Source organism: Pseudomonas syringae group sp. J254-4 (assembly GCF_032586855.1).
Taxonomy (GTDB): Bacteria; Pseudomonadota; Gammaproteobacteria; order Pseudomonadales; family Pseudomonadaceae; genus Aquipseudomonas; species Aquipseudomonas amygdali.
The window spans coordinates 1-20549 of the sequence record NZ_JAWHOO010000022.1; the positions used below are offsets into that span (position 1 = coordinate 1).

Annotated in this window: 14 protein-coding genes and 1 pseudogene; 13 read left to right on the forward strand and 2 right to left on the reverse strand. The window is 58.7% G+C overall.

What is annotated here, in order from left to right:
• Positions 1-1019, reverse strand: a pseudogene (locus tag RYB09_RS21620) (IS3 family transposase); the annotation flags it as partial.
• Between the two features lie 103 nt (positions 1020-1122).
• A complete protein-coding gene (gene queG / locus RYB09_RS21625; protein ID WP_316890161.1) occupies positions 1123-2211 on the reverse strand; it encodes a tRNA epoxyqueuosine(34) reductase QueG in 1089 nt (362 codons plus the stop codon).
• A 63-nt stretch (positions 2212-2274) separates the two neighbouring features.
• Here queG and RYB09_RS21630 point away from each other — a divergent pair, with 63 nt between their 5' ends.
• The 13 genes from RYB09_RS21630 (at position 2275) to RYB09_RS21690 (ending at position 20454) form a co-directional block, all read left to right on the forward strand.
• Positions 2275-3765 carry an NAD(P)H-hydrate dehydratase gene (locus RYB09_RS21630; protein WP_316890162.1) on the forward strand — a complete coding sequence of 497 codons (1491 nt, stop codon included), beginning with the start codon at positions 2275-2277 and terminating at the stop codon, positions 3763-3765.
• A gap of 29 nt (positions 3766-3794) precedes the next feature.
• Positions 3795-4223, forward strand: coding sequence for a tRNA (adenosine(37)-N6)-threonylcarbamoyltransferase complex ATPase subunit type 1 TsaE (tsaE, locus tag RYB09_RS21635; protein WP_220273530.1), 429 nt, complete (start codon positions 3795-3797; stop codon positions 4221-4223).
• Between the two features lie 2 nt (positions 4224-4225).
• Entirely contained in the window at positions 4226-5656 is a 1431-nt protein-coding gene (locus RYB09_RS21640; RefSeq protein ID WP_199523490.1) for an N-acetylmuramoyl-L-alanine amidase, read from the forward strand.
• On the forward strand, positions 5653-7599 hold the full coding sequence (gene mutL / locus RYB09_RS21645; protein WP_058407865.1) for a DNA mismatch repair endonuclease MutL: 1947 nt from the start codon (positions 5653-5655) through the stop codon (positions 7597-7599). The genes RYB09_RS21640 and mutL overlap by 4 nt, the downstream gene beginning before the upstream one ends.
• A complete protein-coding gene (gene miaA / locus RYB09_RS21650) occupies positions 7600-8571 on the forward strand; it encodes a tRNA (adenosine(37)-N6)-dimethylallyltransferase MiaA (protein WP_058401219.1) in 972 nt (323 codons plus the stop codon).
• Between the two features lie 92 nt (positions 8572-8663).
• Positions 8664-8924: an RNA chaperone Hfq gene (hfq, locus tag RYB09_RS21655; RefSeq protein ID WP_002551819.1), complete on the forward strand. Its 261-nt coding sequence runs from the start codon at positions 8664-8666 to the stop codon at positions 8922-8924.
• A 12-nt stretch (positions 8925-8936) separates the two neighbouring features.
• Positions 8937-10238 (forward strand): ribosome rescue GTPase HflX, encoded by a 1302-nt coding sequence (gene hflX / locus RYB09_RS21660; RefSeq protein WP_002551820.1) that lies wholly within the window; start codon positions 8937-8939, stop codon positions 10236-10238.
• Between the two features lie 96 nt (positions 10239-10334).
• A complete protein-coding gene (hflK, locus tag RYB09_RS21665) occupies positions 10335-11534 on the forward strand; it encodes an FtsH protease activity modulator HflK (protein WP_002551821.1) in 1200 nt (399 codons plus the stop codon).
• Positions 11534-12403 carry a protease modulator HflC gene (hflC, locus tag RYB09_RS21670; RefSeq protein ID WP_003366315.1) on the forward strand — a complete coding sequence of 290 codons (870 nt, stop codon included), beginning with the start codon at positions 11534-11536 and terminating at the stop codon, positions 12401-12403. The genes hflK and hflC overlap by 1 nt, the downstream gene beginning before the upstream one ends.
• A gap of 270 nt (positions 12404-12673) precedes the next feature.
• The gene (locus RYB09_RS21675; RefSeq protein ID WP_057402892.1) at positions 12674-13861 is read left to right on the forward strand and encodes an ATP phosphoribosyltransferase regulatory subunit; all 1188 of its coding nucleotides are present in this window, start codon (positions 12674-12676) and stop codon (positions 13859-13861) included.
• Between the two features lie 54 nt (positions 13862-13915).
• Positions 13916-15208, forward strand: a complete 1293-nt coding sequence (locus tag RYB09_RS21680) for an adenylosuccinate synthase (protein WP_002551824.1) — start codon at positions 13916-13918, stop codon at positions 15206-15208.
• A gap of 171 nt (positions 15209-15379) precedes the next feature.
• Positions 15380-17314: a methyl-accepting chemotaxis protein gene (locus RYB09_RS21685; RefSeq protein WP_058401221.1), complete on the forward strand. Its 1935-nt coding sequence runs from the start codon at positions 15380-15382 to the stop codon at positions 17312-17314.
• Positions 17315-17625: 311 nt separating this feature from the next.
• Positions 17626-20454 (forward strand): hypothetical protein, encoded by a 2829-nt coding sequence (locus tag RYB09_RS21690; RefSeq protein ID WP_316890170.1) that lies wholly within the window; start codon positions 17626-17628, stop codon positions 20452-20454.
• Positions 20455-20549 lie beyond the last annotated feature (95 nt).

Here is a 20549-nt window from a genome sequence, read left to right on the forward strand (position 1 = left end):
GGAGTACAGCGGGCGCCTGGCAATCGCATAGGAAATGATTTCGCCGCTGTACAGATCCATGATCGGCGACAGATAAAGCTTCTGGCCTCCTACTTTGAATTCGGTCACGTCGGTGGCCCATTTCTGGTTAAGGTATTGCGCTTTGAAATCACGCTTTAGCAGGTTAGGTGCGGCCTTACCTGTTTCGCCTTTGTAGGAACGGTATTTCTTCACGCGTATCAGGCTCTTCAGGCCTAGCTGCCCCATTAGTTTCTGCACCGTCTTGTGGTTCACAAGATGGCCCGCCCTGCGCAAGACTGTCGTGATGCGACGATAGCCATACCGGCCCTTGTGCTCGTAGAACGTTGCCTGAATCAGGTCTTTCAGTCCTGCGTATTTGTCGTCTGCCAGCAGTACCTTTTGTTGATAGTAAAAAGTGCTGCGTGCCAGACCGGCACACTTCAGCAGCCCGTCCAGAGAATGCAAAGGCCTCAGTTCCGTTACGATTTGCGCTTTTTCTGCTGCGCTATTCGTTGCTTCTTCTGAACCAAGGCATCGAGCTTTTTTAGATAATCGACCTCCATCCGCAGTTGCTTCACCTCGGCAAGCAACTCGTCACGCGAACGCGATTCATCGTCGACTGGAGCGGAATTCACAGGGGGAAGGGTCGTCGTCATCTTTCTTGGGCGTCCAGCTTTCTCAGGGGGCTTTGAGGAGGCGTTAAGAGCACCTTCGTCAAAAAGGCGCTGCCATCGATTGATGATGCCGAACTGACGGATATCGAACAAGGCCGCTGTCTGGCGCAGTGATAATCGCTCATCATGCATGCGCTTCAAAACAGCTAGCTTGAACTCGTCACTGTAACGCTGCCGCTTTTTCTCTTTAAGAGCCGCTGGGCCGTGGATCTGATAAGCCGCGACCCACTGACGAAGACAGGAAAAGTCCACATCGTGGCGATGCGCAACATCCCTCAACCCTGCCTTGCCGGCACAATATTCTTTCACGGCTGCGAGTTTTGCCTGCTCTGTATATTTACCCATGACGCCTCCAAAGGTTGCGTCCAACCTTCGGGGGTCATACCACTCCAGCGTGGGAATGCCTTTCGTGACGCTCCGCGTCACACGCCTGTGCCGCGCGGCAGGTTTAAAGCGGCGCCACCCCATGCCTCTGCAGCGCCCATTCCACATGTTCCCTGACCAGCTCCGACGGGTAATCTCGCCGTGCTTGCAGGGCTTCGATCACCGGGATGGTGGAGGGCGCGTTGCCCAGGCCGACAGCCAGGTTGCGTAGCCAGCGTTCGTACCCGGCGCGGCGCAGGGGCGAGCCCTCTGTACTGCTGAGGAATTTGTCTTCATCCCATAAAAACAGCTCGGCCAGCCCGGCGTTGTCCAGGTTATGGCGGGGCTGGAAATCGTTTTGGTCGGTTGGCCGTGCAAAGCGGTTCCACGGGCAGACAATCTGGCAATCATCGCAACCGAACACCCGATTGCCGATCAAGGGCCGCAGCTCTTCGGGGATCGCGGTCTTGAGCTCGATGGTCAGGTAGGAAATACAGCGCCGTGCGTCCAGCACATAAGGCCCGACAAAGGCCGCCGTCGGGCAGATGTCCAGGCAGGCCGTGCAGCGCCCGCAATGTTCCGTCGCATGCGGCGCATCGACCGGCAGCGGGATGTCGACAAACAGCTCGCCGAGAAAGAAAAAGCTTCCCGCCCTGCGGTTGAGCACCAGCGTATTCTTGCCGATCCAGCCGAGCCCGGCCTGTTCGGCAATGGCCTTTTCCAGCACTGGCGCGCTGTCCACGAACGCCCGAAAACCAAACGGCCCGATGGCCTGCTGAATGCGCTCGGCCAGTTGCTGCAAGCGCTTGCGGATCAACTTGTGATAGTCACGGCCCAGGGCGTAGCGTGACACATAGGCTTTTTCCGGTTCTGTCAGGCGCAGGGCCATCTCGGTGTCGCCGGGCAGATAGTCCATGCGCAGCGACACCACGCGCAACGTTCCCGGCACCAGCTCTTCCGGATGGGAACGTTTATTGCCGTGGGCTGCCATATAGTCCATTTCGCCGTGATAGCCTGCATCGAGCCAGCGTTGCAGGTGCTGCTCGTGCTCTGCCAGGTCCAGACCGCTGATCCCCACTTCCTGAAAGCCCAGCTCACGCCCCCATGCCTTGATTGAGACGGCAAGGGCGGCGAGATCATCGGAAGTGGGAAGTACAGCAGTAATAGCGGACATGCGCAGAGAGAAACCGGGGCCAAGGTGCGTATAATTCTGCCAGACATCGGAGCCTATAGACGCATGTTCGACACGAAACCTCATTTACCCGACGCGCTGTACAGCGCCGCGCAGGTCCGCGACCTCGATGCACGGCTGATTGCTGCCGGTACGCCAGGCCTGGAATTGATGCTGCGCGCTGCCCAGGCGCTATGGCGGACGATACTCCGACGCTGGCCGCAGGCCAATGAACTGACCGTGCTGGCCGGACGTGGCAACAACGCCGGTGACGGGTATCTGGTGGCCGCGCTGGCGCACAAGGCAGGCTGGCAAGTCAGGGTGCTGGCTGTCGGCGACCCGGCTGCATTGACCGGTGATGCCGCTTCGGCGCACGCGGCGGCTTCCGGCATAGACACTCAGGTATGGGCCGGACAGCCGCTGACCGGCGTGGTGCTGGATGCCTTGCTCGGTACCGGGCTCAACGGTGAAGTGCGCGAGCCCTACGTTTCGGCCATCAAGGCGATCAATGCCAGCGGCCTGCCGGTCGCCGCCGTGGACATCCCGTCGGGCTTGAGTGCAGACACCGGGCAGACGCTGGGCGTGGCGGTGCGTGCCGATGTGACCGTTACCTTCATTGGCCTCAAACTGGGCTTGTTGACGGGCGACGCGGCGGACCTGGTGGGCGAGCTGGTGTTTGATGATTTACGCGCCGACCCTATGCTGGTTGCGCAGGCGCCGGTCAGCGCGAAGCGTCTGAGCGCATCCAGTCTGCCGACGCTGGCATCGCGTCCGCGTACTGCACATAAAGGCATGTTCGGCCGGGTGCTGGTCATTGGTGGCGATCACGGTTTCGGCGGTGCTGCCTTGCTCAGCGCCGAAAGCGCCCTGCGCAGCGGGGCGGGCATGCTGACGCTGGCGACCCGTGCCGAACATATTCCGGCCGCTCTGACGCGCATGCCGGAAATCATGAGTGCGGCCATTCGCTCGGCGAACCAGTTGATGGCGTTGATCGAGCCGGCCAGCGTATTGGTTGTCGGTCCGGGGCTGGGGCAGGCCGCCTGGGGGCGTAGTTTGCTGTCGGCTGCCGCCAACGCCGAGCGGCCTCAGGTTTGGGATGCCGATGCTCTGAATATGCTGGCCGCCGGGGCGGTGAGCCTGCCCAAAGGCTGCGTCATCACTCCGCATCCGGGAGAGGCCGCGCGTTTGCTGGGCGTCGGCATCAAAGACATTCAGGCTGACCGGGCCGCTGCTGTGCGGGCGCTGGCGCGCAAGTTCGATACGGTTTGCGTGCTCAAGGGCTCTGGCAGCCTGATCGCCGATGCGAGCGGACAACTGGCGTTGTGCGACCGCGGTCATCCGGCCATGGCCACCGCCGGACTGGGGGACGTGCTGGCCGGGTTGATCGGTGCGCTGCTGGCGCAGCATCTGACGCCATTCGATGCGGCCTGTCTGGCGGTGTGGCTGCACGCAAGCGCCGGTCAGAAGGTCGGTGAATACGGTCGCGGGCTGGCTGCCAGCGATATTATTCCTGCCATTCGTCAGTTATTGGAGGAGCTGCAACCGTGTCTGATTTAACGCTGCATGTGGTTGGCGAAGAGGCCATGATGAATTTTGGTGCACGCCTGGCCGCGGTTACCGAAGGCGTGGGCGTCATCTTTCTCGATGGCGATCTGGGCGCTGGAAAAACCACTCTTTCACGGGGAATGATTCGCGGGTTCGGGCATGCCGGGGCTGTCAAGAGTCCTACTTTCACGCTGGTTGAGCCCTACGAAATAGGTGCCATCCGGGTCTTTCACTTTGACCTGTATCGTCTGGTCGATCCCGAAGAACTCGAGTACATGGGGGTGCGTGATTACTTCGACGGCGATGCACTTTGTCTGATTGAATGGCCCCAGCGTGGTGCAGGCTTTTTGCCAAAGCCTGACCTGACCATTACCATTGGCCCGCACGGAGAAGGTCGGTCCGTGATATTGAGCCCGCTGGGCTCGCGTGGCGAACGCTGGTGTGCCACTTTGGCTTTGGAATTCAAATAGATATGGGGTTAGGTATGCGCATGCGCGCGCTGGTTACTGTAGTTGGTCTGCTGCTGATGGCCCTGGCTGTCGAGGCGGTTGCCGCTACGCAAGTAAAAAGTGTCCGCTTATGGCGAGCACCGGACAACACACGTCTGGTATTCGACTTGTCCGGGCCTGTCCAGCACAGTGTATTCACCCTGACTTCGCCTGATCGTCTGGTGATCGATATCAATGGCGCGACACTCGGTGGCCCGTTGAATGTCTCGACAGCCAATACACCGATCAACAGCATGCGCTCTGCCCAGCGCACGCCGACGGATCTGCGCGTGGTCATCGACCTGAAAAAGGCGGTGACGCCCAAAAGCTTCACGCTTGCGCCGAACCAGCAGTACGGCAACCGTCTGGTGGTCGACCTGTTCGATAACGCCGCCGATGCCAACCCGACGCCGGTGATCCCGGATACCGCCGCCAATACCGCGCCCGCTGTCCCGGTCAGCCCGGCCAAGCCTGAAATCAAGTTGACCCCGGTGCCCAACGGCAAGCGCGACATTGTTGTGGTGATCGATGCCGGGCACGGCGGTGAAGACCCGGGTGCCTCGGGCGGTGCCGGGCAGAAAGAGAAAAACGTGGTGCTGTCGATCGCCAAGGAGTTGCAGCGCCAGGTCAATGCCGAGAAAGGCTACCGCGCTGAACTGACGCGGACCGGCGACTACTTTATTCCGTTGCGCAAACGTACCGAGATCGCCCGCGCCAAGGGGGCCGACCTGTTTGTGTCCATTCACGCCGACGCTGCGCCGTCTACCGCAGCGTTTGGCGCTTCGGTGTTCGCCTTGTCTGATCGCGGTGCGACCTCCGAAACCGCACGCTGGCTGGCGGACAGTGAAAACCGTTCCGACCTGATCGGTGGTGCCGGTGCAGTAAGCCTTGATGACAAGGACCGGATGCTCGCCGGGGTGTTGCTGGACTTGTCCATGACCGCTTCGCTGTCTTCGAGCCTGAACGTCGGCCAGAAGGTGCTGAGCAATATCGGTCGCGTCACCTCGCTGCACAAATCGCGTGTCGAGCAGGCAGGTTTCATGGTGCTCAAATCGCCGGATATCCCGTCGATTCTGGTGGAAACCGGCTTTATCTCCAACGCCAACGAAGCCAACAAGCTGAGTTCTGCGTCGCACCAGCAGGCGTTGGCGCGTTCGATCAATTCCGGGGTGAAGCAGTTCTTCCAGCAGAACCCGCCACAGGGTACTTATATTGCCTGGCTGCGTGACAACGGCAAGCTGGCCCAAGGGCCACGCAACCATGTGGTCCGCTCCGGCGAAACCCTGGCCATGCTCGCAGCGCGCTATGACATGAACATTGCCACGTTGCGCAGCGCCAACAATCTGAAAAGCGATGAACTGAAGATTGGCCAGGATCTGCGCATTCCAAGTTCCGAGGTGGCGACTCAGCAATGACCGATCTTCTGCTCGACGGCACCGAAGCCAATAACGCTCAGACTGTCCTGAACGCTGCGCGCATCGAATTGCTCAGCCCGCGTCTGGCCAACCAGATTGCGGCTGGCGAAGTCGTCGAGCGTCCGGCGTCGGTTATCAAGGAGCTGCTGGAAAACAGCCTTGATTCCGGCGCGCGGCGCATAGATGTCGATGTCGAGCAGGCTGGTATCAAGCTGTTGAAAGTGCGGGACGATGGCGGCGGTATTTCCTCGGATGACCTGCCGCTGGCGCTGGCGCGACATGCCACTAGCAAGATTCGCGATCTGGAGGACCTCGAGCGCGTCATGAGCCTCGGGTTTCGCGGCGAAGCGCTGGCTTCGATCAGCTCCGTGGCGCGCCTGACGCTGACTTCGCGCACCCGCGACGCCGATCAGGCCTGGCAGGTTGAAACCGAAGGCCGTGACATGGCACCGCGCGTTCAGCCGGCAGCGCATCCGGTAGGCACATCCGTTGAAGTGCGCGACCTGTTCTTCAACACGCCTGCCCGACGCAAGTTTCTCAAGGCCGAAAAAACCGAATTCGATCATCTGCAGGAAGTCATCAAACGCATGGCGCTGGCGCGTTTCGACGTGGCCTTCCATTTGCGTCACAACGGCAAGACCGTGTTGAGCCTGCATGAAGCGCATGACGATACCGCCCGAGCGCGGCGTGTCTCGGCGATCTGCGGGCCGGGCTTCCTGGAGCAGGCGTTACCCATTGAGATCGAGCGCAATGGCCTTCATCTGTGGGGCTGGGTAGGGCTGCCGACATTTTCGCGTAGCCAGGCCGACCTGCAATATTTCTTCGTAAACGGGCGTGCGGTGCGCGACAAACTGGTCGCTCATGCTGTGCGTCAGGCGTATCGCGACGTGCTGTTCAACGGCCGTCACCCCACGTTCGTGCTGTTTTTCGAGGTCGACCCGGCCGCTGTGGACGTCAACGTTCACCCGACCAAGCATGAAGTACGCTTCCGCGACGGGCGAATGGTGCACGACTTTCTTTACGGCACCCTGCACCGTGCATTGGGTGATGTGCGCCCGGAAAACCAGTTGGGTGGCAGCGTACCGGTCGCCGCCGAGCCTCGGCCTACCGGGCCTGAGGCCGGTGAGTTCGGGCCGCAGGGTGAAATGCGTCTGGCCAATAACGTGCTGGAACAGCCGCAGGGCGAGCCTTTTGCCCGACCTGCTGCCGGTGGCGGCGCTGGCAGCGGTTATCAGTATCAATATACGCCTCGGCCCACCTCTGGCGTGCCGGTTGCCGAAGCGCAAAGTGCCTACCGTGAATTCTTCGCACCGCTGCCCAGCACCGCACCCTCGTCGCTGCCGGAGTCGCCCGGCGATATTCCGCCGCTGGGTTATGCGCTGGCGCAGCTCAAAGGTATCTACATCCTCGCTGAAAACGCTCACGGGCTGGTGCTGGTGGACATGCACGCCGCCCACGAGCGAATCATGTACGAGCGCCTGAAAATAGCGATGGCCAATGAAGGCCTGAGTGGTCAGCCATTGCTGGTGCCCGAATCTCTCGCGGTCAGCCAGCGTGAAGCGGACTGCGCCGAAGAACATATCGCGACGTTTCAGCGCCTGGGCTTCGAGCTGCAGCGGCTTGGCCCGGAAACCCTGGCGATCCGCCAGATCCCTGCGTTGCTCAAGCAGGCCGAGGCCAATCGGCTGGTCAGCGATGTGCTGGCGGATCTGATGGAGTACGGCACCAGCGACCGGGTGCAGGCACACATGAACGAGTTGCTCGGGACCATGGCCTGTCACGGCGCGATTCGCGCCAATCGGCGTCTGGCCATCCCGGAAATGAACGGCCTGTTGCGTGATATGGAAAACACCGAACGCAGCGGGCAATGCAACCACGGTCGTCCTACCTGGACCCAGATGGGTCTCAATGACCTGGATAAATTATTCCTGCGCGGTCAATGAATGAATGCTTTACCTCCGGCCATCTTTCTCATGGGGCCTACCGCCGCAGGCAAGACCGACCTTGCGATAGAACTGAGCAAAGTGCTGCCTTGTGAGCTGATCAGCGTCGATTCGGCGTTGGTCTATCGCGGCATGGACATCGGCACCGCAAAGCCTTCGAAAGCACAGCTGGCTGAATATCCGCACCGTCTGATCGACATTCTCGACCCGGCACAAAGCTACTCCGCAGCCGATTTTCGCAGCGACGCACTGGCGGCCATGGCGGAAATTACCGCGCGCGGAAATATTCCTTTGCTGGTCGGTGGCACTATGTTGTATTTCAAGGCTCTATTGCACGGGCTGGCGGATATGCCGGCTGCCGATGCGCAGGTCAGGGCACAGCTTGAAGCCGATGCACAGGCCTATGGCTGGCAGTCATTGCACGATCAATTGGCGGTGGTCGACCCCGTTTCGGCGGCACGCATTCACCCTAATGATCCGCAACGACTGATCAGGGCGCTTGAGGTGTATCGCGTCAGCGGAATGAGCATGACGGCACACCGCGAGCAACAAACTGTGCAAAGTACCGAAGCGGCCGCATCAGGGCGTCAGCAATTGCCCTATACTGTCGCGAACCTTGCCATCGCTCCGGCTGATCGCAAGGTGCTGCACCAACGCATCGCGCTACGTTTTGAGCAAATGCTGGATCAGGGGTTTCTGGACGAAGTACTGGCATTGCGCTCAAGAGGCGACCTGCATTCCGGGTTGCCCTCGATAAGAGCCGTCGGTTATCGCCAGGTCTGGGATCACCTGGATGGGAAGCTGACGCTGGATGAAATGCAGGAGCGCGGCATTATTGCAACGCGCCAGTTGGCCAAAAGGCAGTTCACCTGGCTACGCAGCTGGGAGGATTTGCACTGGCTGGACAGTCTGGCCAGCGACAATCTGTCGCGCGCCTTGAAATACCTGGGATCGGTCTCCATATTGAGCTGAGTCCCTGCAATAGCCGTCTATCCTTGGGGGGTGGCCGGTAAGCCAATCGAATTCGATTTATTATTTTATTGATCCTTAAAGGAGTGCGGCACATGTCAAAAGGGCATTCGCTACAAGACCCTTACTTGAATACCTTGCGAAAAGAGAAGGTCGGGGTATCGATCTACCTGGTCAACGGTATCAAGCTGCAGGGCACGATCGAGTCTTTCGACCAGTTCGTCATTTTGCTGAAGAATACTGTCAGCCAGATGGTCTACAAACACGCCATTTCCACCGTCGTACCGGTTCGCCCGATTCGCCTCCCCAGCGCTACCGACGCTGACGGCGCAGACGCCGAGCCAGGTAACGCCTGATAGGAGTCTGCCTTGTTCTTTGAGCGCCACAGTGGTGGTGAACGTGCAATTCTCGTTCATCTGGATGGTCAGGACCCTGAGGCGCGCGAAGATCCGCAGGAGTTTCAGGAGCTGGCCATATCGGCCGGTGCCGATACCGTTGCGTTTATCAACGTGCCGCGTCATCGGCCATCGGCCAAATACCTGATTGGCTCTGGGAAGGTCGAGGAGCTTCGCGACCAGGTCAAGGCCGAACAGGCTGATCTCGTTATCTTCAATCACACCCTCACGCCCAGTCAGGAACGTAACCTCGAACGCGTTTTCGAGTGTCGCGTGCTTGATCGTACGGGTTTGATCCTCGATATTTTTGCGCAGCGCGCACGTACCCACGAAGGCAAGCTTCAGGTCGAACTGGCCCAGCTTGAGCATATGAGTACGCGTCTGGTCCGTGGCTGGACTCACCTTGAGCGTCAGAAAGGTGGTATCGGCCTGCGCGGCCCTGGGGAAACCCAGCTCGAAACCGACCGACGTCTTCTGCGGGTTCGCCTGCGGCAGATCAAGGGTCGGCTGGAGAAGGTTCGCAGCCAGCGCGATCAGGCACGTCGTGGACGCCGCCGCGCCGACATCCCTTCGGTTTCACTGGTGGGCTACACCAACGCCGGCAAATCGACCCTTTTCAACTCGGTGACCGATTCGGATGTGTTTGCGGCGGACCAGCTGTTCGCCACGCTCGATCCTACCTTGCGTCGCCTGCAACTCGATGACCTGGGTCCTATCGTGCTGGCCGATACCGTAGGCTTCATTCGCCATCTGCCGCACAAACTGGTAGAAGCGTTTCGAGCGACGCTTGAAGAGTCGAGCAACTCCGATTTACTGCTGCATGTGATCGACTCCCACGAGCCAGACCGCATGTCGCAGATCGAGCAGGTCATGGCCGTGCTCGGTGAGATCGGTGCCGAGGGCTTGCCGATCCTTGAGGTCTATAACAAACTCGATCTGCTTGAAGGCGTGGAGCCGCAGATACAGCGGGATGCCGATGGCAAACCGCAGCGTGTCTGGGTGTCTGCCCGTGATGGTCGAGGGCTGGATCTGCTCAAGCAGGCTATCGCCGAGCTGCTCGGTGACGACCTGTTTGTCGGCACGCTGCTTTTGCCTCAGAGTCTTGCCCGGCTGCGCGCCCAGTTTTTCGAATTGGGTGCGGTGCAGAGCGAAACGCATGACGAGGAAGGTGCCAGCGTGCTGGCCGTACGACTGCCGCGCGTTGAACTCAATCGACTGGTGAGTCGCGAAGGATTGCAGCCGCTGGAGTTCATCGAGCAACACACTTTGCAATAAAAGCACGAGAAAGCCGTTGTACGGCTTTCGCGAGCATTCTGTAGCATTGGTCGGCGCGCCGCGGGCGCGTCTTTGCTTTATCAGATGGAGAGCGCTATGGCTTGGAATGAGCCGGGTGGCAACTCGAATAATCAAGATCCCTGGGGTGGCAAACGCCGTGGCGGCGACCGCAAGGGACCACCTGATCTCGACGAGGCCTTCCGTAAGCTGCAGGAAAGCCTGAAGGGGTTGTTCGGCGGCGGTAACAAACGCGGCAGCGATGGCGGCGGCAGTGGTGGCGGTTCAGGCAAGGGCGGTGGCTTTGGCCTGCTCGGTATCGGCCTGGTCGTGCTCGTCGCTTTCTGGCTCTACAGCGCTATCTATGTTGTTGACGAGCAAGAGCAGGCTGTCGTGCTGCGTTTCGGTCAATACCACGAAACCGTAGGGCCGGGTCTCAACATCTACTTCCCGCCGTTCGATCGCAAGTACATGGAAAACGTGACTCGCGAGCGAGCCTACAGCAAGCAGGGCCAGATGCTCACCGAAGACGAGAACATCGTCGAAGTGCCGCTGACCGTGCAATACAAGATCAGCAACCTGCAGGACTTCGTCCTGAACGTCGATCAGCCTGAAATCAGCCTGCAGCACGCCACTGAAAGTGCGCTGCGCCATGTCGTGGGTTCCACGGCAATGGATCAGGTGCTGACTGAAGGTCGTGAACTGATGGCCAGCGAAATCAAGGAGCGTCTGCAACGCTTCCTCGATACCTACCGTACCGGCATCACCGTCACTCAGGTCAACGTACAGAGCGCCGCCGCGCCGCGTGAAGTGCAGGAAGCCTTCGATGACGTGATCCGCGCCCGTGAAGACGAGCAGCGTGCGCGTAACCAGGCTGAAAGCTATGCCAATGGCGTGATTCCGGAAGCCCGTGGTCAGGCTCAGCGCATCCTTGAAGATGCCAACGGCTACCGCGATGAAGTGGTTTCGCGCGCCAAGGGTGAGGCGGATCGCTTTACCAAACTGGTTGCCGAGTACCGCAAGGCACCTGAAGTTACCCGCCAGCGTCTGTATCTGGACACCATGCAGGAAGTCTTCAGCAACACCAGCAAGGTTCTCGTGACCGGCGACAAGGGGCAGAACAATCTGCTTTATCTGCCGCTCGACAAGATGATCGAGAGCAGCCGCAGCAGTAACGGCAATGGCTCCAATTCAGGTACGCCATCGCAGTCGGCTAATGACGCTGCCGCTGCTGCCGCCGCTGCCCGGGCGAATGAGGCTCAGCAGCGTGGTGAAGTACGTACCAGGGAGACTCGCTGATGAGTAACAAATCACTGATCACCCTTATTGTCGGCGTGGTACTGGCAGTCATCGCCTGGAACAGCTTCTACATAGTGTCCCAGACCGAGCGCGCGGTTCTGCTGCAATTCGGTCGTGTGGTCCAGGCGGACGTTCAGCCGGGTCTGCATGTGAAGGTTCCTTACGTGAACCAGGTGCGTAAGTTCGACGGTCGTTTGCTGACCCTCGATGCGCCGACCCAGCGCTTCCTGACACTGGAAAAGAAAGCTGTCATGGTCGATGCCTACGCCAAATGGCGTGTGAAGGATGCGGAGCGTTTCTACACCGCGACTTCCGGCCTCAAGCAGATTGCCGACGAGCGTCTTTCGCGTCGTCTGGAATCCGGTCTGCGTGACCAGTTCGGCAAGCGCACCCTGCACGAAGTCGTGTCGGGCGAGCGGGACGCGCTGATGGCGGACATCACCGGTTCGCTGAACCGCATGGCCGAGAAAGAACTGGGTATCGAAGTTGTCGATGTCCGGGTCAAAGCCATCGATCTGCCGAAGGAAGTGAATCGCAGCGTTTTCGAACGCATGAGCACTGAGCGTGAGCGCGAAGCCCGCGAACACCGTGCGAAGGGTAACGAGCTGGCTGAAGGCATCCGTGCCGACGCCGATCGTCAGCGTCGTGTGCTGCTGGCCGAAGCCTATCGCGAGTCGGAAGAAGCGCGTGGTGATGGTGATGCCCAGGCTGCCGCGATCTACTCCAAGGCGTATGGTCAGGACCAGGAGTTCTACGCGTTCTATCGCAGCCTGCGTGCCTACCGCGAAAGCTTTGCGAACAAGAGCGACGTGATGGTGCTTGATCCGAACAGCGAATTCTTTCGCTACATGGAAAAAGCCAAGCCGTAATTAATCACCCGCCGGGCGGCAAAACCGCCCGGTGGGGTGAACGTACGGTGAAACGTGTGTATCATGCGGCAGCCGGGAAATTCCCGGCTTTTTTGCGTCTGCACGATTGATTGGCCGTATCTGAATCAGAACGCGGCAAGATTTTTCGAGGAAAGTGGTCTGCAAGGCCTGTCTCGGGCATTTGTCGTGCCCGTCATACGGCGCACCACTTTCTGCTTCACTCAAGGTCGGCCTGTAGGCTGGCCGCCTGGATCACAGGGGAATGGCGTAATGGCAACGGTCGACCGCTGGCTGCTACCAGATGGCATCGAAGAAGTACTGCCACCGGAAGCGGCGCGCATTGAAGTAGCGCGCCGTCAGGTGTTGGATCTGTTTCAGAGCTGGGGCTATGAGTTTGTCGTCACCCCGCATATCGAGTATCTCGAATCCCTGCTGACTGGCGCGGGTTCGGATCTGGACCTGCGCACCTTCAAGGTTATCGACCCGCAATCGGGCCGGCAGATGGGCTTTCGCGCCGACATCACGCCGCAGGTTGCACGCATCGATGCTCACACCCTCAAGCGTGAAGGCCCTAGCCGTCTGTGCTATGCGGGCAGTGTCCTGCACGCCCAGCCACGCGCGCTGTCTTCCTCGCGCAGCCCCATTCAACTGGGCGCCGAGCTGTACGGCGATGCCAGCCCGAGCAGTGACGTAGAAGTCATCAGCCTGATGCTGGCCATGTTGCAACTGGCCGATGTGCCGGATGTGCACATGGACCTTGGGCATGTCGGCATCTACCGTGGTCTGGCGCGTGCCGCTGGCCTGTCGGGAGAAGTCGAGCAGCAGTTGTTCGATGCACTGCAGCGCAAGGCTATTGATGAAGTGGTTGCCCTGACCGCCGATCTGCCGCAAGAGCTGGCTTCAATGCTGCGTGCGCTGGTTGATCTGTGCGGTGGTCGTGAGGTGCTGGATGCGGCGCGCGACCGTCTGGCTGGCGCACCTGCGCCGGTATTGGCTGCGCTGGATGATCTGCTGGCGATCGCCGAGCGCCTGGCTGCGCGCTTCCCGCAGTTGCCGCTGTACTTCGATCTCGGCGAGCTGCGTGGCTATCACTACCACACCGGTGTGGTGTTTGCGGTGTTCGTGCCTGGCGTGGGCCAGTCGATCGCGCAGGGCGGTCGTTACGATGACATCGGCGCCGACTTCGGCCGCGCCCGTCCGGCGACCGGCTTTTCTACCGACCTGAAAACCCTGGTTACCCTGGGGCAGGCAGAAATCGTCTTACCGTCTGGTGGCATCTGGGTGCCGGACAGTACGGATGCGGCACTCTGGCAGATGGTTTGCCAGTTGCGCAGTGAAGGTCAGCGTGTGGTTCAGGCTTTGCCTGGGCAGCAGGCGAGCGCCGCGCGTGAAGCCGACTGTGACCGGCAATTGATTCAGCATGGCGAGCACTGGCAGGTAATGCCGCTGGCTTCTTGAGTATTCCTGCCGGCCGCCGCCGGCACCAAGTTTGCGTGAATGAGGACAAGTGTTATGGGTAAGAATGTCGTAGTCCTGGGCACTCAATGGGGTGATGAGGGCAAAGGCAAGATCGTTGATCTGCTGACCGAACATGCTACCGCCGTAGTTCGCTATCAGGGTGGCCACAATGCTGGTCACACACTGGTGATCGACGGTGAGAAAACCGTATTGCACCTGATTCCGTCCGGTGTACTGCGCGAAGGCGTGCAGTGCCTGATCGGTAACGGTGTAGTGGTTGCTCCCGACGCGCTCCTGCGCGAAATCATCAAGCTGGAAGAGAAAGGCATTCCAGTGCGTGAGCGTCTGCGCATCAGCCCGTCCTGCCCGCTGATCCTGTCGTACCACGTTGCACTGGACCAGGCGCGTGAGAAAGCCCGCGGCGAATTCAAGATCGGTACCACCGGTCGTGGTATCGGCCCGGCTTACGAAGACAAGGTTGCGCGTCGCGGTCTGCGCATTGGCGACCTGTTCCATCGCGAACGCTTCGCGGCCAAGCTGGGCGAGCTGCTCGACTACCACAACTTCGTGCTGGTCAATTACTACAAAGAGCCTGCCATCGACTTCCAGAAGACACTCGACGAGTGCATGGAATACGCCGATCTGCTCAAGCCGCTGATGCTCGACGTCACCGCTGCGCTGCATGAAATGCGTCGCGACGGCAAGGACATCATGTTCGAAGGTGCCCAGGGTTCGTTGCTGGACATCGACCACGGTACTTATCCGTACGTCACCAGCTCCAACACCACTGCTGGCGGTATCGCTACCGGTTCGGGTTTTGGCCCGATGTACCTGGATTACATTCTGGGCATCACCAAGGCTTACACCACGCGTGTGGGTTCGGGTCCGTTCCCGACCGAGCTGTTCGACGATGTCGGTGCTTTCCTGGCCAAGCGTGGTCACGAGTTCGGCGCTACCACCGGCCGCGCTCGTCGTTGCGGCTGGTTCGATGCCGTCATCCTGCGTCGCGCCATCGAAATCAACAGCATCTCGGGCCTGTGCCTGACCAAGCTGGACGTACTCGACGGTCTTGAGACCATCAACATCTGCGTTGGCTACGAGAACGAAGAAGGCGCGGTCATCGACGCACCTACTGACGCCGACAGCTACCTTGGTCTGCGTCCGGTCTACGAGCAGATGCCTGGCTGGAGCGAATCCACGCTGGGTGCCAAGACCCTGGAAGAGTTGCCTGCAGCCGCTCGCGCCTACATCAAGCGCGTTGAAGAGCTGGTTGGCGCGCCTATCGATATCATTTCGACCGGTCCTGACCGTAACGAAACCATCGTGCTGCGTCACCCGTTCGGCTGATACGTCACAGTGCTGTGCCAAAAAGGGTCGCATGTGCGGCCCTTTTTTATTGTCGCGCTGAGGGCAGGGAAGCTCAGAAAAGTGAGACTTGTGTCACGGCACGGTGCTTGCTACAAAGATGACAGAAAAGTGCCATCATTTTAATGGCGCTGAGGGTGGAGGGATTCTCCTGTGTCTGCTGTCTTATCTCTATTGCAAAGCCGTCTGCTGCGCCCGGTCTTCATTGCCCTGGGCATTGCCCTTTTGGTGCAGGTCATCGTGGCGGTTGCTCTTACCCGGAGCACAGTCACAGCGCTTGAGGCTGACCTTGCCAATCGCCTTGGGGTAGATTCGCAACATCTTTCCTCCGAGCTGGAGCTGGCGAGTAGCGAAGTGACGTCGAGCCTCGACTCGCTTTCAGCCAGTACGCGTCAGCGCTTGAGCGTCGGACTTTCTACCCGCTTGAAGGAAGAGCAGGCCCAACTGCGTGCCACGCTGGAAAAAGACCTGAGAGAGTCCGCCACTGACATGGCCGAGCTACTGGCTGCGGTTGCCCCGCGCGCCATGTGGGACAACGACACGCCAACCCTTTCCGAATTTGCCCGACGCGCCCAGCGCAATCCCAACGTGTTGTTTGTGGTCTATGACGACGCCGCAGGTGAGCACCTTACGCGGTACATGAACCGCGATAACCCGCTGGTCAAGGCGCTGCTGGCCAAGGGTGAAGGCGAGCGGGCGATGGACAAGATCCTCAATGCCGCGAAAAACGACCCGTCGGTGTATTACGTCGAGGCCTCTATCAGCCCTAACGGTGTTGAGATCGGCAAGGTGCGCATGGGAGTGTCCACGGCAACGGTCGAGGAAAATCTCGCTGCGCTGGACAAGCGTTTCGCCACCCTGATAACCAGTGGCGAGCAACTGGTTTCCGACAGCCTTGCCAGTGCTTCCAAAGACAGTTCGACCGCCTTGCGCACGCGCCTGCAATCCGCTCAGGCGGCGGGTGCTGCAATGACCGCCAATACGCGTGTTACGGTTCAGGAAGCCGCCGAAACGTTGCGCTGGCGGATCGGCATGGGGCTGGCGCTGGTCGGCCTGGGCGTACTGCTGTTACTGGCGGTGGTGCTCGGACGTCGTGTGGTCAGCAAGTTGCACCTGCTGATCGCGGCACTGAATGATTTGGCTGCGGGTGAGGGCGACCTGACCAAGCGCGTCAAGCTGGACAGCAATGACGAGATCGGCGACATGTCGGCTGCGGTCAACCGCTTCATCGACAAGTTGCAGCCTATCGTTCGTGAGGCGGGCGAGGTGGCGCAACGCACCGGGCAGGAAATCGGTGTCATGAGCCAGCGTAACGCCGGGGCTGATGCGGCGGCCGAGTTGCAGCGTGATGAAGTGGCGGCCAGCCTCAAGGCACTTGAGCAGATGGCTGATGAGGCGCAGTCGGAAAGCCAGGCGATGCAGGCGGCCTTGCGTCAGGTGGTCGATATCAAGCAAGCGACCGATGAAAACACCCGCACGTCCAATCAGGTCGGCGGTTTGATCGAGGCGCTGGCCGGGCAGGTTGAAACCGGTGCACAGGTCATTGAGCGTCTGGCGCAGCAAAGCCAGCAGATCGAGGTCGTGCTGGAAGTTATCCACGGTATTGCCGAGCAAACCAACTTGCTCGCACTCAACGCAGCTATCGAAGCGGCGCGCGCGGGTGAAACGGGCAGGGGCTTTGCCGTGGTGGCTGACGAAGTGCGGGCGCTGGCCAGCAAGACGCAAAGCTCGACGGGCGATATTCAGGAACACATCATCGCCTTGCAGCGCGGCGCGAAAGAGGCGGTCGCTGCCATCGGCATCGCTGGCCGACAGGCCAAGGAAGGGCTGGAAGTATTACGTGACAGCGCCAAACGCCAGCAGACCGTGCAGGCGTCCGTCGAGCAAGTGCACGCTGCCATCGGTCTGGCAACCAAGGCGGCTGTACATCAGGCTGAAGGCGCGCAGGCCGTTCGAGGTCGGGTAGAGGTGATTCACGCTCAGGCCGAGCGTGCTGCCGAAGCAGTGGTCGAGACGACTGCTAGCGGCAAGGTACTCAGCGGGCTGGCTGCGCAGTTGAAGGCGAGCCTGGGGCAGTTTCGGGCTTGAGGTATAGAACGTTTTCGGGAAAAGGCCTTCGTCTACACCTTGGTCTGTGAGGCACCCAGCACGATGTCTAGCACGTGCTGACAGCGAAGCGAATAATCGAGCGCTAACTTTCAAGGACGCGAGGTTGGCTGTGTCTGGATAATCGCAGGAAGTTTTTTGAAATGCCTACCTGTCAGTTCTGATAGTAACCCTATGGGCAATGACCCCCTACAGTGAGCAAGAGCTCATGATCGCGAATGAGCACTTTGTACTGTGCTTACCTCAGAGCGCACAGCCAGATATTTAACTTTATTTCTATGGATGGAATGAATATGACTGCCTTATTGGAAAGTCCTCTTGCCCCGGTAGGTGTTGGGGGCGTCTGGAGAACTGATGCGGTTACAGGCGTAAAATATGTTCAGTTAGGCTACCCCGACAAGCCGTCATCGCCCCCCTCGCCGTCGGATATGTCCTACCTTGCAGGGCGGGGGCTCGGAGTCAGGCTGCCGTCGATATGGAACAACTATTACTTGAGTTTTGCTCCTGGCGAGCACGTTCAGATTAATTTCAAGGGTAAGTCTCAGAGTGGAACGCTGATTAGTTGGAGTACGACTTACATAGCGCTATCTGTCTTGGGTGGTGATGTACGCACCGTGATGATTCCGTCTGATATTGTGAAAGCGCTCGCCGGTCAAACGGCGACTGTTCAGTATGTCGTCAGGCCCGCAAGTTCCAACAAGACTGGCAAGGTTCGCACATCGCGATCTCTTGAGTTTCAGATTCGAGGTCTTTATCTGCCGGCGCCCGAACTATTGGAAGCCGTCAACGACTCTATCGACCCGGATCACATCAGTGCCAAGGCTACAGTCAACTTTGTCACTGTCAGTCTCGATTACCCAGGTATTCAGCTTGAGGACACCGTAAAACTGGTCAGGGAGGGCGTGGACGCCAAGCAGAATGCAATTAAATTTACGGACAAAGACCGCCCCATCAGTGCAAATAATCTACAGCGGCGTCCAATGAAAATTACCTGGACAGATGCTGATATCAAGCCGCTGGTCAATGGCATTATGAGTATCTACTACAAGGTGTATAGAGGGGGCATCTGGTATACCTCGCCCAGGCGCAATATCTATGTAGGACCAAGCCTTGCGAGTTTGCCGCCATTTATCAACGAAGTTTCTGATAATCGTCTCGATCCGGACAAAATTGCTGACTCTATCAATGTTCATATTCCTTCCGCTGGAACCTTGGTAAAAGACAAGATCACGCTATTCTGGAGTGACTCGTCAAAACAGAAGACGTTTACCGATGAGGGGGTTATTACCCAGCAGAATGTCGATGGCGACATGTCATTTGATGTGTATCTGGATAATCCTATTGAATTCAACCGGGGCAAGGTTGTGACGGTTTTTTACCTGCTTGAGCGCGTTCTGCCAGATGGCCGGAAAGTCAGCTTTCGTTCTGCTGACTATCAGTTTTTCGTCGGCAGTCAGAAGGATCAGGAGGCTGCAGATTCCAGGGTTTTGACCGGCGCTGTGGTGGGCGGTGTCAAAGATGGCAAGATGGATGCTGCTCTTGCGAGCGTTGGAACAAAACTCACCGTGCCTTACGCCGAGACTCAGATGGGAGATAGTGTTACGGCTTATTGGCAGCCGGCCGAGGGTGGTGATCCGGTCGTATTGGGTGTTCAGGCTGTTAATGCGGCCAACGTGAATATCGACCTGGTATTCAATGTTCCCGCGGCCTGCATCAGTACAGCGCTCAACAAAAAGGCCATTGTCTATTACGTTATTGAGCGAAAAGGGCTTGGCGGCAAGACTCAGAAGTTCAGGTCTCAGGAAGAACTGTTTTCGGTAGGCACTCAGGTGGCGGGTCTATTGCTTCCTGCTCCTGAGGTTCCGGCGTCTGTTGGCGGGGTTCTTGATCCGATGGCCGTGCAAAATGGCACAACAGTGGTTGTTCAGCCTTACCCCGCCATTGCTGTCGGCGACAAGGTTCGGCTCTTCTGGATTGGTACTGACGGCCCCGGGACGCCAGCTATAGCCGAACAAACTGTCGGCAGTGTGAGCAAGGCATTGGAGTTCGTTATTCCAGCCTCGGCAATTGGTTCCAACACCGGGGCAGAGGTCTGGGTCTATTACCAGGTCACGCGCAACGGGCTGATCAATCCGATAGAGTCTGACGACACCATCATCGAGGTCGATACACTTGGTGGGCATAACCTGTCTCTGCCAGTGGTCGGCCAGGCACCCGCAGATCTGCTGGATCTGGCCTCGGTAAAAACCGACATCGTGGTGACGCTCAAGAAGTGGCCATTCATGGCAGCCGGTCAACGGGTGTGGTTGCGCCTGGAGGGTACTGCCCAGGATGGTAGTGCGGTGGAGATCAACGTCTGGACAGCCAGAATATTGACCGATGCCGATGCAAAGCAGGACTTGGCTATCACTATCACTCGGGCCCAGTTCGATAATTTGGCAGCGGGCAGTCAGTTGCAGGTATTTGCAAAGGTTACGTTCGATGGTGACTTCAGTGACACCTACGCTGAAGACTTTCCGACGCTGAGTTTGACAATCAAACCGCAAGGCAGCTTGCTGAGTGTCAAGTTTTCAGATGTTTCTTTGAGCGCTGCGTATCCGAAGCCAGGCAGCACTGCTGCAGTGCCGCCCGATTCAAGTCAGTTAATGGTTGTTAGTGGCGGTAAAGGTCCCTATACGTTCGTGTCTGGAGATTCGTCTATCGTTGAGGTCGATGCTAAAGGCCTGCTGATGGCTAGGAAGAACGGATCTGTATATGTTCAGGTGCGGGATTCCCTTGGCCAGGTTGTATACGTAACGGTCACTGTCCAAGGTATTTCCACGTTGGAGTACCTGAATTTCGATACTTACACGGAGTGCAAGAAAATTGCCGACAGCAGAGGTCTTGTCATTCCGGATCTGGCTACTTGGCGCAAGCTCCGTGCCGAGGGTGGTGGAAAGTTGAGTGTCGACCTCCCGGCAGCGCCTGCGGGGCAGCAGTGGGACAGACGGGTCTGGGCAAGTGATAATGGTAGTCTTCCGTTTACCAGAAAGAGCTATTTCCCGGATGATGACAAGGATAAGGATCTGAAAGACATCGTGATACTTGGCGAGGCAGCCTATGGCTTTGGTTTGAAGATATAAGCTGGATGCGGTCTGCTGAGTTGAAGTAAATGACTTTGCAATTCCCAAAAAAAAACCGAGCCATTGGCTCGGTTTTTTTGAATTGGTGCCCAGAA